The 24,837-nt window shown below is 71.1% G+C and carries 21 protein-coding genes; 8 read left to right on the top strand and 13 right to left on the bottom strand.

The annotated features are described in order from the left end of the window. Nucleotides 1-82 precede the first annotated feature (82 nt). A complete protein-coding gene (locus tag HD596_RS31525) occupies nt 83-1,405 on the bottom strand; it encodes an NYN domain-containing protein (protein WP_185072891.1) in 1,323 nt (440 codons plus the stop codon). A 144-nt stretch (nt 1,406-1,549) separates the two neighbouring features. Between HD596_RS31525 and HD596_RS31520 the strand changes: the two genes are divergently transcribed. After that, nucleotides 1,550-2,611, top strand: a complete 1,062-nt coding sequence (locus HD596_RS31520; RefSeq protein ID WP_185072890.1) for a phosphotransferase family protein — start codon at nt 1,550-1,552, stop codon at nt 2,609-2,611. Here the strand turns inward: HD596_RS31520 and HD596_RS31515 are convergent, their stop codons facing one another. Next, nucleotides 2,612-3,259, bottom strand: coding sequence for a response regulator (locus HD596_RS31515; RefSeq protein ID WP_185072889.1), 648 nt, complete (start codon nt 3,257-3,259; stop codon nt 2,612-2,614). Continuing rightward, complete coding sequence (locus HD596_RS31510; protein ID WP_185072888.1) at nt 3,256-4,467, bottom strand: sensor histidine kinase; 1,212 nt, start codon at nt 4,465-4,467, stop codon at nt 3,256-3,258. Before HD596_RS31510 ends, HD596_RS31515 begins: the two co-directional genes overlap by 4 nt. Before the next feature lie 105 nt (nt 4,468-4,572). Between HD596_RS31510 and HD596_RS31505 the strand changes: the two genes are divergently transcribed. The 3 genes from HD596_RS31505 to HD596_RS31495 are packed head-to-tail and all read left to right on the top strand — an operon-like array spanning nt 4,573 to nt 7,162. Then, complete coding sequence (locus tag HD596_RS31505) at nt 4,573-4,800, top strand: hypothetical protein (RefSeq protein ID WP_185072887.1); 228 nt, start codon at nt 4,573-4,575, stop codon at nt 4,798-4,800. Continuing rightward, nucleotides 4,797-5,297, top strand: coding sequence for a PH domain-containing protein (locus HD596_RS31500; protein WP_185072886.1), 501 nt, complete (start codon nt 4,797-4,799; stop codon nt 5,295-5,297). Before HD596_RS31505 ends, HD596_RS31500 begins: the two co-directional genes overlap by 4 nt. Next, entirely contained in the window at nt 5,294-7,162 is a 1,869-nt protein-coding gene (locus HD596_RS31495) for a PH domain-containing protein (RefSeq protein ID WP_185072885.1), read from the top strand. Before HD596_RS31500 ends, HD596_RS31495 begins: the two co-directional genes overlap by 4 nt. Before the next feature lie 210 nt (nt 7,163-7,372). Here HD596_RS31495 and HD596_RS31490 read toward each other — a convergent pair whose 3' ends face one another. From HD596_RS31490 to HD596_RS31480, 3 genes are all read right to left on the bottom strand, one after another. After that, nucleotides 7,373-8,932, bottom strand: a complete 1,560-nt coding sequence (locus tag HD596_RS31490) for a hypothetical protein (protein WP_185072884.1) — start codon at nt 8,930-8,932, stop codon at nt 7,373-7,375. Between the two features lie 141 nt (nt 8,933-9,073). Further along, nucleotides 9,074-10,513 (bottom strand): serine/threonine-protein kinase, encoded by a 1,440-nt coding sequence (locus tag HD596_RS31485; RefSeq protein ID WP_185072883.1) that lies wholly within the window; start codon nt 10,511-10,513, stop codon nt 9,074-9,076. Continuing rightward, nucleotides 10,503-12,008, bottom strand: coding sequence for a serine/threonine-protein kinase (locus HD596_RS31480; protein ID WP_185072882.1), 1,506 nt, complete (start codon nt 12,006-12,008; stop codon nt 10,503-10,505). Before HD596_RS31480 ends, HD596_RS31485 begins: the two co-directional genes overlap by 11 nt. Nucleotides 12,009-12,038: 30 nt before the next feature. Between HD596_RS31480 and HD596_RS31475 the strand changes: the two genes are divergently transcribed. Together HD596_RS31475 and HD596_RS31470 are read left to right on the top strand one after the other, a co-directional pair. Beyond that, the gene (locus HD596_RS31475) at nt 12,039-13,808 is read left to right on the top strand and encodes a DEDD exonuclease domain-containing protein (RefSeq protein WP_221519609.1); all 1,770 of its coding nucleotides are present in this window, start codon (nt 12,039-12,041) and stop codon (nt 13,806-13,808) included. 17 nt (nt 13,809-13,825) lie between these two features. Further along, nucleotides 13,826-14,113, top strand: coding sequence for an Lrp/AsnC family transcriptional regulator (locus HD596_RS31470; protein WP_080041188.1), 288 nt, complete (start codon nt 13,826-13,828; stop codon nt 14,111-14,113). 292 nt (nt 14,114-14,405) lie between these two features. On the opposite strand, the gene qcrB is transcribed toward HD596_RS31470, so the two are convergent. From qcrB to ctaE, 4 genes are read right to left on the bottom strand one after another with little or no spacing between them, the layout of a single operon-like run. After that, nucleotides 14,406-16,058, bottom strand: coding sequence for a cytochrome bc1 complex cytochrome b subunit (gene qcrB, locus HD596_RS31465; RefSeq protein WP_185072880.1), 1,653 nt, complete (start codon nt 16,056-16,058; stop codon nt 14,406-14,408). Next, nucleotides 16,055-17,167, bottom strand: a complete 1,113-nt coding sequence (gene qcrA / locus HD596_RS31460) for a cytochrome bc1 complex Rieske iron-sulfur subunit (RefSeq protein ID WP_185072879.1) — start codon at nt 17,165-17,167, stop codon at nt 16,055-16,057. The genes qcrB and qcrA overlap by 4 nt, the downstream gene beginning before the upstream one ends. Next, the gene (gene qcrC / locus HD596_RS31455) at nt 17,164-17,973 is read right to left on the bottom strand and encodes a cytochrome bc1 complex diheme cytochrome c subunit (protein ID WP_185072878.1); all 810 of its coding nucleotides are present in this window, start codon (nt 17,971-17,973) and stop codon (nt 17,164-17,166) included. The genes qcrA and qcrC overlap by 4 nt, the downstream gene beginning before the upstream one ends. Nucleotides 17,974-17,987: 14 nt before the next feature. After that, nucleotides 17,988-18,641: an aa3-type cytochrome oxidase subunit III gene (gene ctaE, locus HD596_RS31450; protein ID WP_185072877.1), complete on the bottom strand. Its 654-nt coding sequence runs from the start codon at nt 18,639-18,641 to the stop codon at nt 17,988-17,990. Between the two features lie 210 nt (nt 18,642-18,851). Here ctaE and HD596_RS31445 point away from each other — a divergent pair, with 210 nt between their 5' ends. Then, the gene (locus HD596_RS31445; RefSeq protein WP_185078825.1) at nt 18,852-19,250 is read left to right on the top strand and encodes a hypothetical protein; all 399 of its coding nucleotides are present in this window, start codon (nt 18,852-18,854) and stop codon (nt 19,248-19,250) included. Between the two features lie 6 nt (nt 19,251-19,256). Then, nucleotides 19,257-20,303 carry an anthranilate phosphoribosyltransferase gene (gene trpD, locus HD596_RS31440; protein WP_185072876.1) on the top strand — a complete coding sequence of 349 codons (1,047 nt, stop codon included), beginning with the start codon at nt 19,257-19,259 and terminating at the stop codon, nt 20,301-20,303. Nucleotides 20,304-21,393: 1,090 nt separating this feature from the next. Here the strand turns inward: trpD and HD596_RS31435 are convergent. The 3 genes from HD596_RS31435 to ctaD all read right to left on the bottom strand — a co-directional run bounded on the left by HD596_RS31435 (nt 21,394) and on the right by ctaD (nt 24,832). Then, nucleotides 21,394-22,596: a L,D-transpeptidase gene (locus tag HD596_RS31435; RefSeq protein WP_185072875.1), complete on the bottom strand. Its 1,203-nt coding sequence runs from the start codon at nt 22,594-22,596 to the stop codon at nt 21,394-21,396. A gap of 200 nt (nt 22,597-22,796) precedes the next feature. Then, nucleotides 22,797-23,210, bottom strand: coding sequence for a cytochrome c oxidase subunit 4 (locus tag HD596_RS31430; protein ID WP_185072874.1), 414 nt, complete (start codon nt 23,208-23,210; stop codon nt 22,797-22,799). Continuing rightward, nucleotides 23,210-24,832 carry an aa3-type cytochrome oxidase subunit I gene (gene ctaD / locus HD596_RS31425; protein ID WP_185078824.1) on the bottom strand — a complete coding sequence of 541 codons (1,623 nt, stop codon included), beginning with the start codon at nt 24,830-24,832 and terminating at the stop codon, nt 23,210-23,212. Before ctaD ends, HD596_RS31430 begins: the two co-directional genes overlap by 1 nt. Nucleotides 24,833-24,837: the final 5 nt, after the last annotated feature.

Below are 24,837 nucleotides of genomic sequence, written 5' to 3'. Positions count from 1 at the left end.
CTCACCTAATCCGCTCAATTCGTGATACGACGCCGATCCCTACCACGGCGCGGCAAATCCGCCCGTAAGGGGTGCACGTAATCTAGGCCCGGCCCAGCCTGCGCAGCAGCAAGCCAGACGGAACGGGTCTGGCTCCCATCCGCCTGACGGACTCGGCCACCTCGCGGTCCGACGACACCACGGCCATGGCCCGGCCGGGCGGCTCGGCGCGTACGAGCTGGCGGATCAGGTCGTCGGCGATCTCCCCCGGCTGGCTGAACAGCACCCGCACCCCGCGCGGCGCCACGACCTGCACCGGGGAGTTCAGCTCGGCCCCGTCGAACACGACGGTCACCTCGACCCTGGTCTGCGCCACCAGCCCGCCGAGCCCGGCCATGAGCCGGGTGCGCTGGTCGGCCAGGGTGAGCGTGCCGTAGCCGGTCTTGGTCACGTTGTAGCCGTCGATGATCAGGTGGACCTGCGGCAGCGCCAGGAGCTGGTCGAGGAGCTGCGGGTCGTCGTCGGCCAGCGCCCGCGCGGGCACCCCCCGGACGCCGGGCGACTCGCCGGTCACCGCGGCGACCGAGTCGGCGGGCCGGCTGATCATCGTGGGCAGGGCGAGCTCCCTGCGCAGCCCAGCCGAGGCGTCCTGCAGCGCGTCGAGCAGCACCCGGATGCGGGCGTCCTCGATGCTCCTGCCCTCGCGGGCGGCCCGGCGGGAGGCCTCCAGCTGCCGCTCCACGTCGGCCAGCCGCTCGCGCAGCCGCCGCAGCTCGGACTCCCCCGCGCTGCCCGCGGCCGAGGCGGCCGACCTGGCCTCCTCCGCCGCGTGCTCCATCTCCTCGGCCCGCTGCACCGCGGCCTTGGCCCGCTCGCGGGCGTCGTGGAGCTTGCGCCTCAGGTCAGAGTTCTCCGCCCGGGCCGTCCTGAGCTGCTCGCGCAGCCGGTCGGCCTCCTCCTTGGCGGCGGTCTTCTGCGCGGCCAGCTGCTCGCGGAGCCGGGCGACGACCTCCTCGCGCTCCGACCCCTCGGCCGCCACCGCCGACTGCACCAGGTCCGTACGGGCGACCTCGATCATCTCCGCCCAGCCGGGCGGACGGGTGAGGTAGGCGGCCGCGGCCACGAGCACGGGGTCGGCGGCCGGCGGGACATTCCCCTCGGCCAGGGACGCCACGAGTTCGGGCCAGCCGGCCTCCACCGATTCGGCCACCAGCTCGCGGAACTTCTTGTCGTTCTCGAGCTGCGCCGCGATGGGCGCGCTGCCGAGTTTGGCGCGTTTGCGGGGTTCGAACTTGGCGATCCCCCGGAGGGGCGGCGGTATGGAGGCAGCGGGCATCGTCCCGAGGACCTGGGACGCCAGATCGACGACATTGAGCCGCACCTGCTCGGGAAGCGGGCGAGACAGGCCTTCACCCGCTGAACTCATCCCACTTGTCCCTTCGTGACATGCCCTTTCAGACAAGGGTACGGCTGCCGCGTACCTGACCGTAACGGCCACCTGTCTCTAGACAAGCGCTTGGTTGGGGATATACGACTGAGCCGGGACGGGTGTTCACCCAGGAGGCCGACCATGGCAGAAGAGATCCGCACCTCCACCCGTGACCTGGTGGAGCTGCGCGACAGCCTGGCCTGCTGGTTACGCGGAAGGGTCGGCGGAAGCGCCTCGGTGTCCGAAGTGTCCAGGCCCGCCGAGAACGGCATGTCCAGCGAGACCCTGTTCTTCACCGCCACCTGGGACGAGGGCCGAACGCGCTGCGTAGCCAGGCTCGCACCTGCTGTGGAAGCCGTTCCAGTATTTCCTTCGTACGACCTGGGGGCGCAGTTCGAGATCATGCGCCTGGCCAGGGAAAAAGCTGGGATCCCAGCGCCCAGGGCCCTGTGGTTCGAGCCGGACCCGGCGCATCTGGGCACGCCGTTCCTCGTCATGGAGCGCGAGGACGGCGACGTGCCGCCGGACGTGATGCCGTACACGTTCGGGAGCTGGCTGCTCGACGCGGCGCCCGCGGACCAGCGCAGGCTCCAGGACGCCGCGGTGGCGGTCCTGGCGGCGCTGCACCGGGCGGAGTTCACGCCTGCGGAGCTCGCCGCGTTCGGGGCCGCCGGGCTGCGCGCGCACGTCGAGGCGCAGCGCGCCTACTACGCGTGGGCCCACGGCGAGCGGCCGATCCCGGTGCTGGATCGGGCCTTCCGGTGGCTGGAGTCGCACTGGCCGCGGGAGCCCGGGCCCGACGTGCTGTGCTGGGGCGACGCCAGGATCGGGAACATGATGTTCCGGGACTTCACCCCGGTCGCGGTGCTCGACTGGGAGATGGCCGCGGTGGGGCCGCCCGAGCTGGACCTGTCCTGGATGATCTTCCTCCACCGCTTCTTCCAGGACATCACGGTCTCCGCAGGCTTTCCGGGCATGCCCGACTTCATGCGCAGCGACGACGTTTGCAGGAAATATCGGGAAATCACGGGGTACGAGCCTCGCGACATGGACTTCTACGAGATGTACGCGGCCCTGCGGCACGGCATCGTCATGGCCAGGGTGTGGCAGCGCCGGATCCACTTCGGCGAGCAGCCCAGGCCCGACGACCCCGACGACCTGGTGCTGCACCGGGCCACGATCGAGGAGCTCCTGGCCCGCTGACTACGTGCCGGCGTCGTAGACCAGCAGCGCGACCTGGACCCGGTTGTTGAGGTCGAGCTTGGACAGGATGCGCGAGACGTGCGCCTTGACCGTGGGCACGCTCATGTAGAGCTCCCGCGCGATCTCGGCGTTCGACCTGCCCTGCCCCACGGCCAGCGCCACCTCCCGCTCCCGCTCGCTGAGCCGGCCGAGCAGCGTCTTCGCCCGAGAGGTACGGTCGCCCGCCGCGCCGTCGGACACGTGCGTGATGAGCTGCCGCGTCACCGCGGGCGACAGGATCGGCTCCCCAGCGGCCACCTTCCTGATGGCCTGTACCAGGTCGCCCGGCGCGATGTCCTTCAGCAGGAACCCCGCCGCCCCCGCCCGCAGCGCCCGCAGCACCTGCGCGTCGGCGTGGAACGTGGTCAGCACCACCACCTCGGGCGGCGCGGACGTGCGGCGCAGCGCCTCGGTGGCGGTGAGCCCGTCGACGCCGGGCATGCGGATGTCCATCAGCACCACGTCGGGCCGGTGCTCGGCCACCAGCGGCGGCACCTCGGCCCCGTCGCCGGCCTCGGCCACGATCTCGATGTCGTCGGCGCCGCCCAGGATCATCGACAGCCCCGCCCGCACCATCGCGTCGTCGTCGACGATCAGCAGCCTGATCATGCGTCCTCCCGAGTCTTCTCCACCGGCCAGGGTAGCCACGCGCGCACCACGAACTCGCCGTCCTGCGTCGCGCCGTGCTCCAGCCGCCCGCCCGCCAGCTCGGCGCGTTCGGTCAGCCCGATGAGCCCGGCCCCGGCGCCCGGGATGTGCGGGACGTGGCGTACCCCCACGGGATTGCGCACCTCCGCCGACAGCCCCTCGCCGCGCGTACCCGAGACGGCGACCGCCACGGGCGCCCCGCCCGCGTGCTTGCGCGCGTTGGTGAGCGCCTCCTGCACGATGCGGTAGACGTTGCGGCCGAGCCCTTCCGGCGCGTCGCCGCCGGCCCGCAGGTCGAGCCGGACGTCCATGCCCGCGTGGCGGCACTCCTCGACCAGCGTGGGCAGGTCGGCGAGCGTGGGCTGCGGCCGGTCGGGCACCGGGTCGTCGTCGCCGCCCGGCCCCGCGTGGCGCAGCACGCCGATGACCTCGCGCAGGTCCTGCAGCGCCAGGTGGGCGTTGGTCCTGATCGCCCCGGCCGCCCTGGCGATCTCCTCGGCGGGGGCGTCCGGCCGGAACTCCAGAGCGCCGGCGTGCAGGCTGAGCATGGAGATGCGGTGCGCGAGCACGTCGTGCATCTCCCGGGCGATCCGCTCGCGTTCGAGCCGCTTGGCCTCCTCCGCGGCGCTGTCGGCCCGCTGCCTGAGCGACCAGACGAGCTGCCGCCGCGCCCTGACCACGACCCCCCACGCGAACACGGTCAGCACGAACGCCAGGGAGAACGCCGCCGTCTCGCCGCGCTCCGCCCCGGTCTGGTAACGCAGCAGGATGAACGGCACGAGCGTGACAAGGGAGAACAGCATGACCGGGCCGGAGACCTTGAACGGCCGGTGCACCGCCACGGTGAACAGCCCGACGACCGAGGCCCCGCCGGCGAGCTCCAGATAGGACGACAGCAGGGTGGCCACCAGCGCGAACCCCACCGGCCAGCGCCGCCGCAGCCACACCGCCACGCACGACAGCGCGCCCACCACCTGCTCCAGCAGCTGCAGCGGCTCCGGCTCGTCCTGGAGCTCCGGCAGCGTCAAAAGCGTGATGCCGCACGCGAGCAGGAACATGAGGATGTCGACGATCCAGTCGCGGGTCGAGCGGCGCACCCGGCCGCCCTCCCTGCCGTCGCCGAGCAGCACCGACGGCAGCGCCCACCGGTATTCGTGCGTCACGTTCATCGAGATTAGGCCCTGCCGAGGTCACGGCGACAGCGACCAAAGTAGCTGCCGGGCAAGACCTACGGCCGACGCGGCCCCCGTGACCCGTGGCCGACGCTTGGGACCATGAGAATGGTGCTGACGCTGCTCGGCTGGCTGCTGCTCCTGCAGGGCGTGGGCGGCCTGCTGAACACCCTGTTCGGTTGGTGGCGGTGGGCGCACGACCTGCTCGTGGTCAACCGGCTGCCGTTCCTGGAGGGCTACGAGGTGTTCGCGGCCATCGTGATCGGCGTGCTCGGGTTCGTGCTGCTGGCCGTGGTCGACTCCGGCAAGAACGCGGAGAGTGGCAGGTGAGCGCGGGCACGCCGGCCGGGCTGCGGCCGCCGCGCAACCAGGCCGACCCGCGGGCGGTCGCCTGGTGGACCGCGCAGGGGCTGATCTTGCTGGTGCCGGTGGCCGGCGCCGCGGTGGCGGCGTACTGGATGTTCACCTCGCGGCCGGTCTGGCTGGGGGCGTGCGTGGCGCTCTTCGCGGCGGGCTGCCTGGCGCTGGCCGTCCTGGCTCCGCGGGCCACCTACCGGGTGGAGCGCTGGGAGGTCACCGACCAGGCGGTCTACACGCGCAAGGGGTGGCTGACCCACACCTGGCGGGTGGCGCCGATGTCGCGGATCCAGCGGGTCGACACCGCGCGGGGGCCGGTGCAGCGGCTGTTCGGGCTGGCGGACGTCACGGTGACCACGGCGTCCTCCGCCGGGGCGATCAAGATCGAGGCGCTGGACCACGAGGTGGCGGCCGAGCTGGCCGAACGCCTCACCGCCCTCACTCAGGCCACGCCGGGGGACGCCACGTGAACGACGGAACGTCCTTCCTCGGTGAGGGCTGGCGGCGGCTGGCGGGGCGGAGCCTGTGGGCCTCGGCGGTCAAGTCGCTGGCCGTCGTCGCCGGCGTGGTGGCCGCTCTCCTGCGCTTCCTGATCGGCCGCGACTGGCCGATCGGCGCGGTCGTGGCGGTCTGCGCGGCGGCCGCGATGCTGGTCGTCGCCGCCGTGGTGGCGTACGACGTGGCCAGGCTCCGTACGACGCGCTGGCGGCTCACCCCGGAACGCCTCGAACTGCGCTCGGGCATCACCGTCCGCCAGCACCGCTCGATCCCGCTCGACCGGGTCCGCAGCGTGAACCTGCGGGCCGACCCGGTGGCGCGGGTGTTCGGCCTGACCGTGGTCAAGGTGGGCACGGGCGAGCACGCGGCCGAGGGGACCGAGCTCGTGCTCGACCCGCTGAGCAGGCACGAGGCGGAGTCGCTGCGCCGTACCCTGCTGCGCCAGGACGAGCGGCCCGCGTCCGGCGACGGGCCGCTGGCGGAGCTGCGCTGGTCGTGGATCCGGTACGCGCCGCTGTCGCTGTGGTCGTTCACGGGGGCCGCGCTGGTGCTCGGGGCGCTCTACAAGGCGCTGGACTGGTTCGGGGCCAAGAGGTTCGCCACAGAGGCGGCCGACGGGCTGTGGGACTGGGTGACGGCGCGGCCGCTGGTGGCGGTCCCGCTGATCCTCGCGGCGAACCTGGCCGTCGGCGTCCTGGGCGCCGTCCTGCTGTTCGCCGAGTCCTGGGGACGTTACCGGCTGGAACGCGAGCCCGGCCGCCTCCGCCTGCACCGCGGCCTGCTGACCACCCGGTCCCTGACCCTGGAGGAGCGCAGGCTGCGCGGCGTGGAGATCAGCGAGCCGCTGCTGCTGCGGCTGGGTGGCGGGGCCCGCGTCATGACCATCGCGACGGGGCTGGGCAAGGCGGACGAGCACGAGACCGAGGACGCCGCCGCCCTCGCCCCACCCCTCCCCCGCGCCCTGGCCTGGTCCCTCGCCACCAAGATCGCCGCCCTGCCCACCGCCCCACCGCCCGCCGCACCTCGAGCGGACGCCGCTCTCGCCACCCCGCCGCCCTCCCCACTGCGGGCGGACGCCTTCGGCCGCACCGGAATGTCGGCCGCAACCGGCCCGGCGGGGCGCGCCCCCCGGCACGCGGCACCCGCGGACGCGCCCTGGCCGGCGACGCGCGCCTCCGGCCCCGGCACCCCAGGGCGGCACGGCACCACCGGACGCGACGCGAGCGCAGGCGCAGCCGCCGAAAGGCGCGGCGCCGGCGCGGGCGGGCTGTGGACGGACGGACTGGAGACGGGCGGACTGGAAACGGGCGCGCTGGAGACGGCCGGGCTGGAGACGGGCGGGCTGGAGACGGGCGGGCTGGGGATGGGCGCGTTGGTGCCGCATCCGGCGGCGGCCAGGCGGCGGCGGATCGTGCGGGCGCTGGTGACGGTGGCCGTGCTGGCCGCGGCCGCCGGCCTGGCGTCCTGGCTGCTGCCGTGGCAGTGGTCGCGGGCCGCCGTCTGGGCGATTCCCGCGCTGGCACTGCCGTTCGGGATGTGGCTGGCCGTGGAGAGCGCCAGAAGCCTCGGCCACGCGCTCGGCCGCCGCTACCTGGTCGTGAGGCGGGGCGCGGTGGTACGCAGTACGATCGCGCTCGACCGCGGAGGCGTCTCCGGCTGGACGATCACCGAGTCGTACTTGCAGCGCCGCGCCGGCCTGCTGACCGTCTCCGCCGCCACCGCCGCGGGCAAGGGCCACTACGACGTGGTGGACGTGGACCGCGGCGACGGCCTGGAGCTGGCGGCGCGGGCGGTTCCGGGCCTGCTCGAACCGTTCCTGGTCCGGGAAAGGAAGTGAGCCGCGTGATCCCCCTCGGTTTGCCCATGCCCCTGTACTGGACAAACATGATCGCGCGGCTCAGGTCCTGCAAGACATAAAGGTATTTGTCGCGCTTGCAAGCGGGTTGCAGCTCCATTAACCGTTGACAGGATGATCCGTCAGGAGGATGTTTCCCGCGCACGTCCGTCACCGAGAAGGGGCGCCACGCCCCTTCTCGGCCGGGTCCGCCTAGCTGCCCGCAGGCTGCTTCGTCAGCTGGGCCATGAACGCCTCGGCCACGGTGACCACGCCGTCCATCGCCTCCTTCTCCGGCATGAACACGACCTTGGGCGAGGTGGCCGGCTCCTTCTCGGGCCGCTGGTGGCCGGAGAAGTCGACCCTGACGACCACCGAGCCCTTGCGCATCAGCACCGTGCCCGTGGACGCGGAGACCTCGCGGCTGTGCCGGTTCTGGATGAACTGCTGGTACGCCTGGTCGCCCATCCCCTTGAGATCGGTGAGCTCGCCCCAGGAGATGCCGCCGATGGACGACTTCTCGAACCCCTTGTCGCCGCCCCGCTCGCTGGCGTAGTAGCTCACGGCCGCAGACTCGTCGGCGGCGCCCGCCCGGTTGGTGAACCGGTGCACGGTGATCAGGACGCTGCGGATCTTCTTGATCCCCTCGCCCGCGCCGGGCACGTCCAGGTTGAGCCAGCGGCACTCGGTCTGGGCGTCGGAGCCGGCCGCGGTGCCGCGCGCCCTGGTGGTGGGCTCGGGCACGAGCCGCGTGGCCACCTCTGTCACGGCCCCGCACTCTGCGGGGAAGGCGGCCAGGACGGTCGGCGAGGGCGTCGCGCTCGCACTCGGCGAGGCGGGGGCCTGCGACGGCTCCGGCTCGGCCAGCACGTTCGGGTGCTGCGCCTGCCAGGCCGCCATGCCCTTGGTGAAGAACCCGGCCAGCCGGCTGACCTCGCGGATCGCGTTGTCCTCGGTGATCGACTGCGTGGTCTCGTTGGTCAGGATCTGCGCGTCCTTGCGCTGCTGGCCCGCCTGGTACTTGATCTCGATCGTCATGTCGCCGACCCGGGCGTTGGCCTGGCCGAAGGAGTACCACAGCAGCTTGCCGCTGCGGCGCCAGGTGTACTGGGCGTGCGCGGCGTCACCGACGCCCTGGAGCTCCTTGATCGGGGAGATGTACTCCTTCTCGTCGGGCTTGTGCGAGGGCTTGGCGGTCGCGGCGTACCTGTCGCCGCCGTAGTCGACCTCGTACGAGTTCTGCGCCATGGCCCGGCCGGTCTTGGCGCCGTCGGCCTTGTGCTGGTCGATCCTGACCTCGATCTCCCTGCTGCGCCAGAACTCGCCGAACGAGATGCGCCGGTTCACCCATGAGCAGTTGAAGGAGACCGTGTACTCACCGTCCCTGGAGGACTTCGTGACGGTCGCGCCGGGCACCAGCCGGTCGGCCTCCTCCGCGGGCAGCATGGCGCACACGTCCAGGCCGACGGGCGCCGAGGAAGCGGCCCGCGACGGCCGCTCGCTCTGCGCCACGGGCGGCTGGGAGGGGCGCGAGACCTTGCTGACCACGAAGTACGCGCCCACCCCGCCCAGCGCGACCAGCACCACGATGGCGGCGGCCAGCGTGGGCAGCAGCCAGGCGGGCCGCCGGGGCGGCGGCGGTGACGGCGGCATCGGTGGCGGCATCGGAGGCAGCGTCGGAGGCTGGTTGGGCGGCTGGGTGCGCGGCTCGAAGCGCCTGCCCGGCACCTGGTAAGGGGTGGTGGACGGCTCCCACTCGCTACCGGGGTTCACTGGGACTCCTGGGGTTGCCCTGACTTGCGGGGAAACATGCTAGTCATCCCCCTTGCAAGGTGCTTGCAGCACTCTCGCCCATTCTGGCAGCGCCCCCTCCCAGGCGGCGCCCACTTCGACGGCGCTCACCCCGGACGGCGCTCACTTGGAAAGGACCGCCGAGACCAGGCGGGCGACGGCGAGGGCGGGCTCCTTGTCCGCCGGGTCGCTGACCGGGACGTTCTCGCGGTGCCAGACCACCTCGCCGAGCACGTTGCTCGTACGGAAGAGCACCGTGCTGTCCGACCAGCCCGTGGCGTCGCTGTTGATATAGGCCTTGAAGCTGTTCTGGATGATCGCCGACTCCCCGATCCCCGGGACGTCGGAGACCGAGCCGCGGATCTCCCGCATCACCGTGCCCTCCGCGCCGGCGCGGCTGGTCTTCTCGCTGGCGAAGCGGCGCTGCGCCACCTGGGTGCCGCCGAGATCGCCGTCGGGCCGCTCCGCCCAGGCGCGGACGACGATGCGGCGGCGGCCGTCCTCCCCGCCGTCACGGAGGATCCACTGGCACTCGCCCGGCCGGGTGGCCTCGCGCGCCGGCTTGGCCTTCATGATCTTGGCGGCCTGCTCGTCGGTGAGCAGCTTGCAGGGATCGGGCGCCGTGGCGAACTTCCCGATCTCGGGCTCGCCGCGCAGCGCGCCCACGGCGTACCAGCCGCCCGCGCCCAGCGCCACGGCGGCGGCGAGCACGGCGGGCACCAGCCATCGGCGGCGCCGGGGCACGGGGGCGGGCCCGGCCAGGGCGCCCAGCGCCTGGCGGACCTGGGCCGCCGTGGGCCGGGCCGCCGGGTCCTTGGCGAGCATGGCCATGAGCAGGCCGCCGAAGTCGCGGCCCGCCCTGGCCGGGAACGGCGGCTCGTGCAGCAGCACCGCCGCCGTCACCGCCGCCGGCAACGCCCGCTCGAACGGCGCCCGGCCCTCCACCGCGGTGTAGAGGCTGGCGCCGAGCGACCACAGGTCGGACGCCGGGCTCGACGGCTGCTCGTTGAGCCGCTCGGGCGCCATGTAGCCGGGCGAGCCCGCGCCGCCGAACCTGCCGCCCTGACCCCCCATCGGCGTCGCGATGCCGAAGTCGGTGAGCATGGCGGAGCCGTCGAAGTCGAGCAGGATGTTCGCGGGCTTGACGTCCTGGTGGAGCATCCCGTGGGCGTGGGCGACCTCCAGCGCCGACAGCACGCGCAGCCCGACCGCGGCCACGAACCCGGGCGGCAGCGGCCCCTGCTCCTTGATCACCTTGTCCAGCGAGCGGCCGGAGACCAGGTCCATGATGATCCACGGCTGGCCGCCCTCCAGGACGACGTCGTGCACCAGCACGATGGCCGGGTCGCGCAGCCGTCCGGCCGACCTGGCCTCGTGGATCGCGTTGTCGGCGAACTCCGCCCGCTCCCGCGGCGTGAGCCCCTCCGGCACGCGTACCTGCTTGGCCGCGACCTGGCGGTCGAGGATCTCGTCGATGGCGCGCCACACCGTGCCCGCGCCGCCCTGTCCGAGCCGCTCGATGAGACGGTAGCGGCCGGCCAGCAGATAGAGGTCATCCGGCATTGCGCAACGCCCGCTCGCTCGTCTGCGCCGCTCTCAGCGCCCGCTGCTTGATCTCCTCGTCGGTGGGCTTGTCCGCGAGGGTGGTGAACTGCACGGTGACCACCAGGTTGGCCAGGCGGTAGTAGACCTGGGCGGTGTGCATGCGGCCCGTGGGCCCCTTCAGCTCGAAGCCGAACGCCTCCTCGCCGACCCCGGCGATCTCGCGGACCGGGGTGCGCGTGGCCCGCTGCGAGGTCTTGGCGCCGATCTCGTCCCAGGTCCAGTCGACCGTGCCGGTCCTCGTCCACCAGCGCTGCTGGCCCTTGAAGAGCGCGCCGGCCGTGGCCGGGGTCATCGACCACGGGTCGACGGTGTCGGAGTCCTTCTGCACCTGCAGGCCCACCCCGGTGTTGGCGACCGTCCAGCCGCACTTGGGGCCCTCGCCGTCGGAGCTCGCCTGCGCCTTGGGCGGGCTCTGCGTGCGCAGCAGCACGCCCACCTCCTCCTGGCTGATCAGCTTGCACACGTCCATGGGCACGGTGAACGCGGCCGGCGCCGCGCCCGGCCGGTCCCTGAGGAGGAGGAAGGCGGTCGCGCCGCCCGCGCCGAGCACGAGCGCCGTCGCCGCGGCGATCCAGATCGCGGGCCTGCCGCGCCGCCTGACCCTGGTCGGCGCGGTCACGTCCTGGTTGACGGGCAGTTGCGGGGCCTGCCCGCCGGCGGCCACCTGCCGGAGCGCGGACACGATCACCCGGGCGTCGGGGCGGGCGGCCGGCTGGTGCGCCATCATGGCCGCCAGCAGCGGCCCCAGCGGCCCGGGAGCGACCGGTACGGGCTCCGTGAGCGTGGCCCGCACCCTGTGCGCCGCCGACCCCTCGTAGGCCGGCGCGCCCGTCAGCGCGACGTAGAGCGTGGCGCCGAGCGACCACACGTCGCTGGCGGGCCCGCCCGGCTCGCCGGCCAGCCGCTCGGGCGCGATGAACCCGGGCGAGCCGATCATCAGCCCCTGCTCGGTGAGCGTGGCCTGGCCCTCCTGGCGGGCGATGCCGAAGTCGGTGAGGACCACCCGCCCGCTCTCGGTCAGGAACACGTTGCCCGGCTTGACGTCGCGGTGCTGCATCCCCAGCGCGTGCGCCGCGATCAACGCCTCCAGCACGTCGGCGCCGACGCGCGCGGCATGATCAGCCGGCATGGGTCCGAACTCGCGGACCGTGTCGCCCAGCGTGCGGCCCCTCAGCAGCTCCATGACCAGCCAGGGCCGATCCTGCTCGACGACCACGTCGTGCAGGGCCACGATGCCGGGATGGCGCAGCCGCGCCGTGGCCTGCGCCTCGCGCACGGCCCGCATCACCGAGTCGGAGCGCTCCTTGGGCGACATGCCCTCGGCCAGCGTGAGCTCCTTGACCGCGACCTCGCGATCGAGCATCTCATCCCTGGCCAGCCACACCTTCCCCATGCCACCGGCGCCGAGCGGGCGCAACAGGGCATAGCGGCCGGCAAGTCTTCCCGAGGACATACAGGGAAGGGTAACTAAGGATCAAGAGCGATGGTTATTCGTTCCTGTCGGTCCCCCTCTCTATGGTCTTGGAACGTGGACGCGGTTCAAGGCACTCTCGACGAGCTCGGCACTCCGCTGAGCCAGGTCACGTTCGTCGTGTTCGACCTCGAGACGACCGGCGGCGCCCCGTCCGACGACGCCATCACCGAGATCGGCGCGGTCAAGGTGCGGGCGGGCGAGGTGCTGGGCGAGTTCTCGACGCTGGTCGACCCCGGGGGGCCGATCCCGCCGTTCATCTCCGTGCTGACCGGCATCACCGACGCGATGGTGGTGGCCGCGCCGCGGATCGAGGCGGTGCTGCCGAGCTTCCTGGAGTTCATCCGCGGGGCCACGCTGGTGGCCCACAACGCCGGCTTCGACACCCGCTTCGTCAAGGCCGCCTGCGCCGCGCACGGCTATCCCCCGCCGGCCAATCCGGTCGTCGACACCGTCGACCTGGCCCGCCGCGTGCTGACCCGCGACGAGGTGCCCAACGCCAAGCTGGCCACGCTGGCCAGGTTCTTCCGCAGCCCCACCGAGCCGTGCCACCGCGCCCTGCAGGACGCCAGGGCCACCGTCGACGTGCTGCACGGGCTGATCGAGCGGGCCGGCTCGTTCCAGGTGCACACGCTCGAGGAGCTCAAGTCGTTCGTCCGCGCCCCCACGCCGGAGCAGCAGCGCAAGCGCCACCTGGCCGAGTCGGTGCCGCACGCCCCCGGGGTCTACTTCTTCGAGGACGAGCGCGGCGAGGTCCTCTACATCGGCAAGAGCACCAACCTGCGCAACCGCGTGCGCTCCTACTTCACCGCGGGCGAGACCCGCCCCCGCATCCGCGAGATGATCGGCATCGCCGAGCGGGTACGCCACATCGTCTGCGCGACCGCCCTGGAGGCGGAGGTGCGGGAGCTGCGCCTGATCGGCGGCGCCAAGCCGCGCTACAACCGCCGTTCCCGCTTCCCCGAGAAGGTGGTCTGGCTCAAGCTCACCACCGAGGCGTTCCCCCGGCTGTCGATCGTCCGCGAGCTCAAGGACGACGGGGCCACCTACCTCGGCCCGTTCGGCAGCGCCCGGCTGGCCGACGAGGCCCGCATCGCCCTGCACGAGGCGGTCCCCCTGCGCCAGTGCACCCAGCCCCTCACGGTGCGCACCCGGCGGGCGGCCTGCGTGCTCCACGAGATGGGCCGCTGCGGCGCGCCCTGCGAGGGCAGGGAGAGCCCGGAGGAATACGCGATCCACGCGGAGAGCGCGCGCCGGGCCATGACGCTCGACGCCTCGCCCGTCTTCAGCGCCGTGTCGGCGCGCATGGAGCGGCTGTCGGTGGAGCAGCGCTACGAGGAGGCGTCGGTCGACCGCGACCGGCTGGCGTCCTTCGTCCGTACGGCGGCCCGCATGCAGCGCCTGAGCGCCATCACGCGCATCCCCCAGCTGGTGGCCGCCAGCCCGGCGTTCGGCGGCGGATGGGACATCCACGTCATCCGGTACGGGCGGCTGGCGGCGGCCGGAGTGATGCCGAAAGGCACCCATCCGACCCCTTTCATCGCCTCCCTGACGGCCACCGCCGAGGCGGTCATCCCGGGCGCCGGCCCGATCCACGCGGCCAGCGCCGAGGAGACCGAGTGCATCCTGCGCTGGCTGGAGTCGCCCGGGGTGCGGCTGGTGGAGGTGGACGGCGAGTGGAGCCTGCCCGCTTGGGGTGCCGCCCGTCACAAGGCCCGCATCGACCTGGCGTACCGCCACCTTGATCAGCCCCGCAATCGGGAGGGGCGACCTTTGAGGTGAAACGATAGAGTTGATGCATGGTCACGGCTATCGTCCACATCAATGCAGAGGTAGACCGGATCCCGGAGGTCGCCCAGACGATCGCCGAGATCCAGGGGGTCAGCGAGGTCTACTCCATCACCGGCGAATACGACCTGCTGGCGATGGTGCGGGTGGCGGCCTACGAGGAGATCGCCGAGGTGGTCCCCGGGCGGATCAACAAGGTGGCCGGCGTGCTGCACACGGAGACGCACATCGCCTTCCGCGCCTACTCCAAGCACGACCTGGACGCCGCCTTCTCCATCGGCTTCCCCGAGGCCGACTGACCCCACGGGCTGACTCCACCCCGCCGCATCCGCCGCCTCGGGACCTTTTGGGCTGAGCACCCGCAGCAGGGGCGACTTCTGGCGCCCGGCCGCGCCACCTCTGGCCGGCCCTTCTCTCAGCCGTGCCTTCGATCGGTGAGCCGACCCTCCGGATGCGCCAGGGTGCGCGGGCCCTCCGCCACCTCGTGCGAGCCCTGTGACGACGCTCCCCGCCCGTGCGGGGCCGCAGACGGCGACGGGCCCGGACGAACGTGTCGTCCGGGCCCGTGCCGTATGTGGCGAAGAGGTGGTGTCAGTGCGTGAGGCTGCGGTCGTCCTCGCCACCGGAACCGATGGCGGCGTGCTCTTCCTCGTGCCCGTGCCCCTCGTCCAGCGGGATCTTCTCCCCGCCGTACGCCTTCGACATGCGGGCGCGGAGCTTGCCGAGCGGGCCGCGCATGCCCTTCGGCGGGATGCCCGCGGTGTCCTCGGCCACCGGCAGCATCGCCACCGGCTCCTTGCCCCGCATGTGGGCCTCGATGTCGTCCGACGGCGGCGTGTGGACCTCGATGAACTCACCGTGCGGCAGCCGCTTGATGACGCCCGACTCCACGCCGTGCGAGACGACCGCGGCGTCGGAGCGCTGCAGGCCGAGGCAGATGCGGTAGGTGATGATGTACGCCAGCGCCGGCGCGACGAAGACCAGCACCCGGCCGGCGTACGTCGTCACGTTGAGGCTGATGTGGAAGTTCGCCGAGATCTCGTCGTTGGCGCCCAGCAGCCACAGCACGCCGTAGAACGCGATGGCCGCCATGCCGATCGAGGTGCGGTGCGGGTTGTTGCGCGGCCGGTCCGCGATGTGGTGCTCGCGGTTGTCGCCCGTCACCCAGCGTTCGAGGAACGGGTAGAGCGCCAGGCCCGTCATGATGATGCCCATCGGCACCAGCGCCGGGATGATCACGCTCAGCGGCAGGGTGCCGGCATGGGCGGTGCCGAAGAGGTTGATCTCCCACGGCACCATGATGCGCAGCGCGCCTTCCAGGAAGCCCATGTAGAAGTCGGGCTGCGAACCCGCCGACACGTCCGCGGGCGTGTAGGGGCCGAACAGCCAGATCGGGTTGATCTGGGTGAACGTCGCCAGACCCGCCACCGTGGCCAGCGTGAACAGGAAGTACGCCCCCGCCTTCGCCATGAAGGCCGGGTAGAACGGCGCGCCCACCACGTTGTGGTTGTTGCGCCCCTTGCCCGGCATCTGCGTGTGCTTCTGCACCCACATGAGCACCATGTGAGCCGAGATCAGCGCCAGCAGGATGCCCGGGATGAGCAGGATGTGCAGCGAGTAGAACCGGGCGACGACATCCTCACCCGGATACTCCCCGCCGAACAGGAAGAACGTGATGTACGTGCCGACCAGCGGCAGCGAGATCGCCACGCCCTCGGTGATCCGCAGACCGGCGCCGGAGAGCAGGTCGTCGGGGAGCGAGTAGCCGGTCAGGCCCTCGGCGAGCGCCAGCGTCAGCAGCAGCACGCCGATGATCCAGTTGAGCTCGCGCGGCTTGCGGTAGGCGCCCGTGAAGAACACCCGCAGCATGTGGACCATCATGCCGGCCACGAACATCAGGGCCGCCCAGTGGTGCATCTGCCGGATGAGCAGACCACCCCGGACGTCGAAGCTGATCTCCAGCGACGACGCGTAGGCCTCCGACATCATGACGCCCTTGAGCGGCGCGTACGAGCCGTCGTAGGCGACCTCCATCATGCTGGGCTTGAACCAGAACGTCAGGAACGTACCGGTCAGCAGCAGGATGACGAAGGAGTAGAGCGCGATCTCGCCCAGCAGGAACGACCAGTGGTCCGGGAAGATCTTGCGCAGGTTGCGCTTGAGGAAATTGGCCCCGCCCAGGCGGTCGTCGAGGAAGGTCGACGGCCCGGCGATGGCCTTGGGCACGGCGTTCAGCTCGCTCATGCCTGGCCTCCCTTCTCCCTGACCTCGCGCTCGGCGTCACCGCGTTCCCAGTAGCTGGGACCGACGGGCACCTGGAAGTCGCCCTGGGCGATCAGGTAGCCCTCGGCGTCGACCGTGATCGGCAGCTGCGGCAGCGGCCTGGCGGCCGGACCGAAGATGACCTTCGCGCCGTCGGCCGCGTCGAACGTCGACTGGTGGCAGGGGCAGAGGATGTGGTGGGTGTTCTGCTCGTACAGGGCCGCGGGGCAGCCCACGTGCGTGCAGATCTTGGAGTACGCCACGATGCCGTCGTGCGTCCAGTTCTGCCGGACGCCGCTCTTGAGCTCCTCCGGGCGGAACTTGATCAGGATCAGCGTGGCCTTGGCCAGGGCGTTGAGGTCGTGCTGGTAGCCCTCGGGGACCACCGACAGGATGCCGCCGGGCGAGTTGAAGTCGGCGGCCCGGATCGGCTGGCCGGTGCCCTCGACGACGAGCCTGAGCGGCTTGCCCTCCTTGGTCTTCTCACCCCAGACCGTGTGGCGCAGCATCTTGTTGAACTTCGCGCCCGGCATCTTGCTGTTGTCGAGGTCGCGCAGCAGCACCACCGGCACGAGGCCGAGGGGCGCGGCGGCCAGCAGCAGCGTGCGGCGCAGCAGCTTGCGCTTGACGAAGCCGCTCTCGTTGGCGCCCTGGACGAAGGTGTCGGCGACGACCTCGCGGTCGTCCTCGGCGGAGGCCATCGGGTGGCGCTCCTGGATCAGGGCGTACTTCGGCATGATCATGCGTACCCAGATCACGATGCCGATCGCCAGCCCCAGGATCGCCACGGTCAGCGAGGTGCCCAGCGCGAAGTTGGACACTCCGGTCGCCTCGGGGCTGCCGACCTGGAAGACCACGTAGGAGATGATGAACGCGATCGCGGCCAGGAACGTGATCGTGAAGCAGAGCGCCACGATCTTCTCGGCCTTGCGGGCCTTGCTCTCGTCCGGCAGCGTGACGCCGGGGACGTCCTTCTCGACGTCCGTGGCCTCCGCGGTGCCGAGCATCGAGGTGCCCGGCGCGGGGGTGCCGATGACGCGCTTGGGTACGCGCTCATCGGGCTGCTCGATCTCGTGCTCGTTGTCTGTCATGACTTCTGTCGCTTCTTCGCGGTGATCCAGATGGCGGCGAGTGCGAGGACACTGAGGCCTGCGATCCACGCTACGAGACCTTCGGTCACGGGGCCAATGCGCCCCAGGCCGAAGCCTCCCGGGTCCTTCTGCGCGCGGACCTGCGTGATGTAGGCGATCATGCTGCGCTTCTCTTCGGGCGTGATCGTCGTGTCGTTGAAGACCGGCATCGCCTGCGGGCCGGTGACCATCGCCTCGTAGATCTGGGTGGGGGTCGCCGAGTTGAGGTTGGGAGCGTACTTGCCCTGCGTCAGGGCTCCACCGGCGCCGACCCAGTTGTGACACTGGATGCAGTTGGCGCGGAACAGCTCGCCGCCCTTGCCGGCGTCGCCGAGCTTGGGGTCGACCTGCTCCTGCCCCGGGACCTGCGGGCCGCCGCCGAGCGACTGCACGTAGGCGCCGATCTGCCTGATCTTCGTCTCGTCGACCCAGGGCGCCATCGGCTTGCGCGGCGCCTGCGGACCCGGGTTGGCGGCGGGCATGCGGCCGGTGCCCATCTGGAAGTCGACCGCCGCGGCGCCGACGCCGACGAGCGTGGGCGCCGTCTTGGTGCCCTCCGCGTTCATGCCGTGGCAGCTGGAGCAGTGCTTGACGAACAGGCTCCTGCCCTCGGCCACGTCATCGACCTTGCCTGCCGCCAGTGCCGCGTCGGCAGGCTTACCCGCCTGGACAAAGGCGGCGTATACCATCCCGACCAGCGCCAACGCCAAAATCAGGACGGCATATCTCGCGAGGGGATGCCGCCGCCAAGCGGTGATCCTAGTCACAGAGATCCCGTTCCTTAACGAATGATGTAGATGGTCGCGAAAAGACCAATCCAGACGACGTCTACGAAGTGCCAGTAGTAGGACACGACGATCGCGCTGGTGGCCTGCTCATGCGTGAAGCGCTTCGCGGCGTACGTGCGTCCCAGCATGAACAGGAACGCGAATAGGCCACCGGTCACGTGCAGGCCGTGGAAGCCCGTCGTCAGGTAGAACACCGAGGTGTAGGCGTTGGCGGACAAGGTCGCGCCCTCTGAAGCCAGCTCAGCGTACTCGTACAGCTGCCCGGCCACGAAGACCGCGCCCATGAGGAAGCTGACGATGTACCAGAAGCGGAGCTTGCCGACCTGCCCCTTCTCCGCGGCCCACACGCCCAGCTGGCACGTCACACTCGACAGAACCAGGATGATCGTGTTGACCGTCGCGAACGGGATGTTCAGGTGAGCGCCCTCGGCGGCCTCGAGGCCCACCTTGTGGAAGGCGGGGCCCCATTCGAAGCCGTTGCCCTCGCTCACCGACCGGATGGTGAAGTACATCGCGAACAGCGCCGCGAAGAACATGAGCTCAGAGGACAGCCACACGATCGTCCCGACACTGACCAGATTGGGTCTGCGGTACGACTGGGCTGTCGTCGTCGAAGTTATTGCGGATGCTGTCGCCACGGGCAGCATTATTGCGGCTTCGGTGGTCGGTCCCGCGCACGACCCCCCGGTTAGCAGGTACAAACCGGGAGGCAACCTGGGATAATCGCCCCAAAACCCCCTGTCAGGCATGGTGGCCTGGGAATGCACACCGGCGCACCGGTACGATCCGAGGTGACCATACAGCTACAAGGGATAGCGAGCGCGACAGTGACGTCCACTGGGAGCACCGACGACACGATGAGGGTCCTCGTCTACAGCGATGACGCCGCCACCAGGGCCGAGGTGATCCAGGCCATCGGCAGGCGCCCGGCCGCCGACGTGCCCCTCGTGGAGATCGTGGAATGCGCCACCGAGCCCAAGGTCCACCAGTGGCTGGGCTCGGGCGAGATCGACGTGGCCGTCCTCGACGGCGAGACGCAGCCCGCGGGCGGCATGGGCGTCTCCCGCCAGGCCAAGGACGAGGTCTACGACTGCCCGCCCATCTGCCTGATCATCGCCAGGCGCGACGACCGGTGGCTGGCCGACTGGTCCAAGGCCGACGCCGTGGTGCCGCAGCCGCTGGAGCCCATGGTCCTGGCCGAGACCGTGGCCGACCTCATGCGGCGCCGCTCCTCGACCCGACTCAACGCTAAGTAGGTGCCCATGGACTCCCGGACGACCTGGCCCACGCTGCTGTCCGCTCTCCTGTCCGGAGAGCACCTCACCTCCGACGAGTCGGCCTGGGCGATGCGGGAGATCATGTCCGGCGCCGCGACGCCGTCCCAGATCGCCGGCTTCGTGGTCGCGCTGCGCGCCAAGGGCGAGACGGTGGCCGAGGTCGTGGGCCTGGCCCGCACCATGCTGGAGCTGGCCACGCCGCTGAGCGTGGAGGGGCCCGTGGTCGACGTGGTCGGTACGGGAGGCGACCGCGCCCACACCGTCAACGTCTCGACGATGGCCGCCATCGTGGCCGCCGCCGCGGGCGCCCGGGTCGTCAAGCACGGCAACCGCGCCGCCTCGTCCTCGTGCGGCGCCGCCGACGTCCTGGAGCACCTGGGCATCCGGCTCGACCTCACCCCGGAGCAGACAGCACGGGTGGCCGCGGAGGCGGGCATCGCGTTCTGCTTCGCCCCGGTCTACCACCCCGCGCTGCGCTTCGCCGGGCCGACGCGCAAGGAGATCGGCGTACCCACGATCTTCAACTTCCTCGGCCCGCTCACCAACCCGGCCCGCCCGGCCGCCCAGGCCATCGGCGTCTTCGACGCCAAGATGCTGCCCGTGCTGGCAGGCGTCTTCGCCGAGCGCGGCGTCAGCGCGCTGGTGTTCCGCGGCGACGACGGGCTCGACGAGCTGACCATCGCGGACACCTCGACGGTCTGGGTGGTCAAGGACGGCACGGCCACGCAGACGACCTTCGACCCGTCCGTGCTCGGCATCCCGCGCGCCGACGTGGGCGCGCTGCGGGGCGGGGACGTGGCCTTCAACGCCCAGGCGGTGCACGACCTGCTGCAGGGCAAGACGGGGCCGGTGCGCGACGCCGTCCTGCTGAATGCCGCCGCCGCCCTGGTGGCCCTCAACGGGCCGGGCGACGACCTCGACGCCGCCATGACCGACGGCTACGCCCGCGCGGTCCAGGCCGTCGACTCGGGCGCGGCCGCCGCCACCCTCGACCGCTGGATCGAGGTCAGCGCCACCGTCAACGGCTCCTGACCGTCCCTTCCGGGGCGCGCCCCAGGGTGAGGGGCGCGCCTCCCCCTCCGAACGCCTCCCCCACCTCGGGGTTGCGCTTTCCACTCCGAACGCCTCCCTCGCCCTGGGGCGTGCCTCCCACTCCAAGCGCCTCCCCCCGCACTGCGCCCTTCGTCCGTTCAACGCCGCCCAAGGGGACCGCCCGGCGCTCATCGCCGGGCCCCAGCGACGGACATCGGCCCTCGCCCGCCTCTCCGGGAGCACGCCGACGCTGAGGCGCGCACGGCGGCGGGGCCGACGTCGCAGCGCAGGAGCGCGCACGGCGACAGGGACGGCGCCGCAGCGGCCGGGGCACGCACGATGGCGCGGAGAGCGAGCGGGGCAGTAGGCCATCGCTCCTCCCACGTCGAGCCCCCCGCCCGCTCGCTTCCTCACCACCGCCAGCCCCATGGGCCCCATAGCGCCGTGCTCGCCCTGGCCTGCCGCCGGGCCGCTCGGATGCTGGAGCGGCACGCAGCGGCGCTGGGCGGCAGCGGCGGCGCTGGGCAGCACGCGGCGGCGCTGGGGGCACCCGTGGCGCTGGGGGCACCGTGGCGCTGGGGGCACCCGTGACGCTGAGGCGCTCACGATGGCGCTGGGCGGCACGCGGCGGCGCTGGGACCGCACACGCGGCGCTGGGGGCACCCGCGGGCGCTGAGGCGCGCGGGCAGCGAGAGCGGGCCGGATCGGCGGCCGTGCCCGGGCGTGGGCTCGCGTAGCCCCAGGTCCCGCTGGGCGCCCGGGTCCCGCCCTTGCGAGCGCGCGCTGAGCCCCCACCGCGCCGGGGCGTGGCGAGCCCCGGCACGGCCAGCCCGAGGGCGGTGAGCCCGGACGCCGCCAGACCCGACTGGGGCGAGCCGGAGCGCGGCCAGCCTCGACTGCGGCGAGCCCGAGCGCGGCCAGCCCCAAGGGCGGTCAGCCCGGGCGCGGCCAGCCCCAAGGGCGGTCAGCCCGCGCCTGGCCAGCCCCAAGGCCGGTCAGCCCCGAGTGTGGCGGGTCGGGTGTAGCGGGGCGGGACGCGACGGGCCGGGAGGTGGCGGGGTGGGGCGTGGTCGGCGGGGGGGAATCGGTATCAGAACGTGATGGTCGGCCCGTCCTTCAGCACGCTCCACTTGAGCCAATCCTTCCAGTTCTCCTGCCAGTGCCCCCACCCGTTCGTGGGCTCCAGCTTCCGCGGCGACCCCGTGATGATGATCGGATCCCCGATCAGCGTGTTCTTGACGAACCAGATCGCGTTCTCCGGGCTGATGTTCACGCACCCGTGGCTGACGTTCGAGTTCCCCTGCGAGCCCACCGACCAGGGCGCACTGTGCACGTACTCGCCGCTGTTGGAGATGCGGACGGTGTGGTAGACCATCAGCGAGTAGTAGCCCGACTGGCCGGGCCCGATCCCGGGCGAGGTCATGAGAGTGGCGTCCTCGCGCGACATCGCCAGGTGGATGCCGGAGGTGGTGTAGAACTTCCACAGCCCGCCCTGCCCCGCGCTCATGGGCATCTCGCGGATCTTCTTGCCGTCGCGCCGGACGTACAGGACGTGCTCGTCGGTGCTGCCCTTGGTGATCTGCTCGCGGCCGATCTTGAAGTCGAGCCGTACGTCGCGCTTGCCGTACATGCCGGGCCCTCCGCGCACGCCGGCCAGCTTCGCCTCCAGCCGCACCTTCGTGTGCGCGGGCCAGTACTTCAGCGGCCGGAAGTCCACGTGGCTGTCGTCGAACCAGTGCCAGGCGCCCTCCACCGGCCTGGAGCTGCGGACCGTGAGGTTGCGTTCGACGGACACCCGGTCGGCGATCGGCTTGTCGAAGGCGATCATGATGGGCATGCCGACGCCGACCGTCAGGCCGGTGTCCTCCTTGTTCGGGGTGATGGTCTGGATGTCGAACGTCTTGTTGCCCTTGACCGTGGAGAACGTGCTGGTGGTCTGGGTCTGCTTGCCCGTGGCGTCCGCGGAGACGGCGGTGACGGTGTAGCGCGCCCCGGGGCGGGCGGTGACGGTGCTGCGCCAGTTGGTGCCGTCGGCGCTCAGGACGCCCTTGAGCGCCCCGGACTTGCCGCCGTCCACCCGTACGCTCTTGAGCGTGCCGCCACGGGCCGAGACGACCACAGGCTGGTCCGTGGGTACGTTCGCGGCCTTGTCCTGCGGAGAGAACGTCACAGCGGGCCCCTGGGCCCCGCCTGCCATGGCGACCCCCTCGGGCTTCGGGGCCGAGGCCCCCGAGCACGCCGCCAGCAGCGCCAGCGCCAGCAGGCCGGCCGATCCATTCGCTACGCGCCCCACGTATGACTCCCTCGTCCGACAACGAACCCCTTGCCCTGCTCACCACCCTGTTGTGCCCGAAAAGGCCCTTAGCGGCGGTCCACATAGCAGACTTCTCATTACTACCCTCAGTGATCGAATAACCACATCGGATCACCGTTAAAGAACACAAAAAAACGGGCGTCCCCCCTCAAGGGAGACGCCCGCTCAGGCAGCCCGGGTCAGTGTGAGAAGTGACCCCGGTAGTACTGGAAGACGAAGCCGATCATGGCCATGATGACCAGGAAGAGCCCGATCAGGAACATCCAGAAGCCGATCACGAAGCCAGCGAAGGCGAAGGCCGCCGCCAGGCACAGGAACAGCGGCCACCAGCTGCTCGGGCTGAAGAACCCGATCTCGCCCGCGCCCTCGCTGATGTCGGCCTGCTTGTCGTCCTCCGGCTGGGCGCCGATGCGCCGCGCGGTGAACATCAGGTAGTAGCCGACCATGAACGCGAACCCGACCGAGATCGCCATGGCCGTGGTGCCGACCGGCTCACCGTGGCCCGTCGCCGCCTTGGTCCAGAACCAGTAGGCGACGTCGACACCCGCGAAGAACAGGCCGCACGCGAGGAACAGCCAACCCTGTACTTTCATCAGGCCTCGACCTCCGTCGCCGACGGCTTGGCGGACACGTGCGGGTAGTGCAGGTCGAACGCGGGACGCTCGGACCGGATGCGCGGCAGCGAGGTGAAGTTGTGCCGCGGCGGCGGGCAGGAGGTCGCCCATTCGAGCGAGCCGCCGTAGCCCCAGGGGTCGTCGACGGTGACCTTCGGCGCGCTGCGCCAGGTCTTCCAGACGTTGTAGAAGAACGGCAGCGTCGAGGCGCCCAGCACGAACGCGCCCACCGACGAGATCATGTTGAGGTCGGTGAAGCCGTCGGCCGGGCTGTAGTCGGCGTAACGACGCGGGAAGCCGAGCATGCCCAGCCAGTGCTGGATGAGGAACGTCGTGTGGAAGCCGATGAACAGCAGCCAGAAGTGCAGCTTGCCCAGCTTGTCGTCGAGCATCTTGCCGGTGAACTTGGGCCACCAGAAGTAGAAGCCCGCGAACATGGCGAACACGACGGTGCCGAAGACCACGTAGTGGAAGTGGGCGACGACGAAGTAGGTGTCGCTGATGTGGAAGTCGAGCGGCGGCGAGGCCAGGATGACGCCCGTCAGACCGCCCAGGAGGAACGTGACGAGGAAGCCGACCGAGAACAGCATCGGCGACTCGAAGGACAGATGCCCTCGCCACATCGTGCCGACCCAGTTGAAGAACTTCACACCTGTCGGCACCGCGATGAGGAACGTCATGAACGAGAAGAACGGCAGCAACACCTGCCCGGTCGGGAACATGTGGTGCGCCCAGACCGTGATGGACAGACCGGCGATCGAGATCGTCGCGACCACGAGGCTGATGTAACCGAAGATCGGCTTGCGGCTGAAGACCGGCAGGACCTCGGTCACGATGCCGAAGAACGGCAGCGCGATGATGTAGACCTCGGGATGGCCGAAGAACCAGAACAGGTGCTGCCAGAGCAGCGCCCCGCCGTTGTCGGGGCTGAAGACGTGCGTGCCGAGCTTGCGGTCCGACTCCAGCACCAGCAGCGCGGCGGCCAGCACGGGGAACGCCATCAGCACGAGCATGCTGGTCAGCAGGACGTTCCAGGTGAAGATCGGCATGCGGAACATGGTCATGCCGGGCGCGCGCATGCAGATGATCGTGGTGATGAAGTTCACCGAGCCGAGGATCGTGCCGAGGCCGGACAGGGCCAGGCCCATGATCCACAGGTCGCTGCCGATGCCGGGCGAGTTGATCGCGTTGGACAGCGGCGTGTAGGCGAACCAGCCGAACGAGGCCGCGCCGCCCGGCGTGAAGAAGCCGGACACGGCGATGAGGCTGCCGAACAGGTAGAGCCAGTAGCTGACCATGTTCAGGCGCGGGAAGGCCACGTCGGGGGCGCCGATCTGCAGCGGCATCAGCTCGTTGGCGAAGCCGGCGAACAGCGGCGTCGCGAACATCAGCAGCATGATCGTGCCGTGCATGGTGAACAGCTGGTTGAACTGCTCGTTGCTGGTGAACTGCATGCCCGGCTGCGCCAGCTCGGCCCGCATGATCAGCGCCATGACGCCGCCGATCAGGAAGAAGCCGAAGGACGTGATCAGATAGAGGTGCCCGATGATCTTGTGATCAGTGGAGGACAGCCACTTGGCGATCACCTGGCCCTTGGTCATGGGCC

Source organism: Nonomuraea jabiensis, from assembly GCF_014204795.1.
In the GTDB taxonomy this organism is placed as follows: domain Bacteria; phylum Actinomycetota; class Actinomycetes; order Streptosporangiales; family Streptosporangiaceae; genus Nonomuraea; species Nonomuraea jabiensis.
Note: the sequence above shows the minus strand (reverse complement) of the source record. Positions and strands in the feature narration are given on the sequence as shown.

Coding starts and splice junctions, on each gene's coding strand:
- HD596_RS31515 (WP_185072889.1), bottom strand. CDS start 3,259: ATGATCAGGCTGCTGATCGTCGACGACGACGCGATGGTGCGGGCGGGG.
- qcrB (WP_185072880.1), bottom strand. CDS start 16,058: ATGAGCGAGCTGAACGCCGTGCCCAAGGCCATCGCCGGGCCGTCGACC.
- qcrA (WP_185072879.1), bottom strand. CDS start 17,167: ATGACAGACAACGAGCACGAGATCGAGCAGCCCGATGAGCGCGTACCC.
- HD596_RS31470 (WP_080041188.1), top strand. CDS start 13,826: ATGGTCACGGCTATCGTCCACATCAATGCAGAGGTAGACCGGATCCCG.
- HD596_RS31475 (WP_221519609.1), top strand. CDS start 12,039: ATGGTTATTCGTTCCTGTCGGTCCCCCTCTCTATGGTCTTGGAACGTG.
- HD596_RS31445 (WP_185078825.1), top strand. CDS start 18,852: ATGAGGGTCCTCGTCTACAGCGATGACGCCGCCACCAGGGCCGAGGTG.
- HD596_RS31430 (WP_185072874.1), bottom strand. CDS start 23,210: ATGAAAGTACAGGGTTGGCTGTTCCTCGCGTGCGGCCTGTTCTTCGCG.
- HD596_RS31485 (WP_185072883.1), bottom strand. CDS start 10,513: ATGCCGGATGACCTCTATCTGCTGGCCGGCCGCTACCGTCTCATCGAG.
- HD596_RS31520 (WP_185072890.1), top strand. CDS start 1,550: ATGGCAGAAGAGATCCGCACCTCCACCCGTGACCTGGTGGAGCTGCGC.
- trpD (WP_185072876.1), top strand. CDS start 19,257: ATGGACTCCCGGACGACCTGGCCCACGCTGCTGTCCGCTCTCCTGTCC.
- HD596_RS31505 (WP_185072887.1), top strand. CDS start 4,573: ATGAGAATGGTGCTGACGCTGCTCGGCTGGCTGCTGCTCCTGCAGGGC.
- ctaD (WP_185078824.1), bottom strand. CDS start 24,832: ATGACCAAGGGCCAGGTGATCGCCAAGTGGCTGTCCTCCACTGATCAC.
- HD596_RS31525 (WP_185072891.1), bottom strand. CDS start 1,405: ATGAGTTCAGCGGGTGAAGGCCTGTCTCGCCCGCTTCCCGAGCAGGTG.
- ctaE (WP_185072877.1), bottom strand. CDS start 18,641: ATGCTGCCCGTGGCGACAGCATCCGCAATAACTTCGACGACGACAGCC.
- HD596_RS31480 (WP_185072882.1), bottom strand. CDS start 12,008: ATGTCCTCGGGAAGACTTGCCGGCCGCTATGCCCTGTTGCGCCCGCTC.
- HD596_RS31510 (WP_185072888.1), bottom strand. CDS start 4,467: ATGAACGTGACGCACGAATACCGGTGGGCGCTGCCGTCGGTGCTGCTC.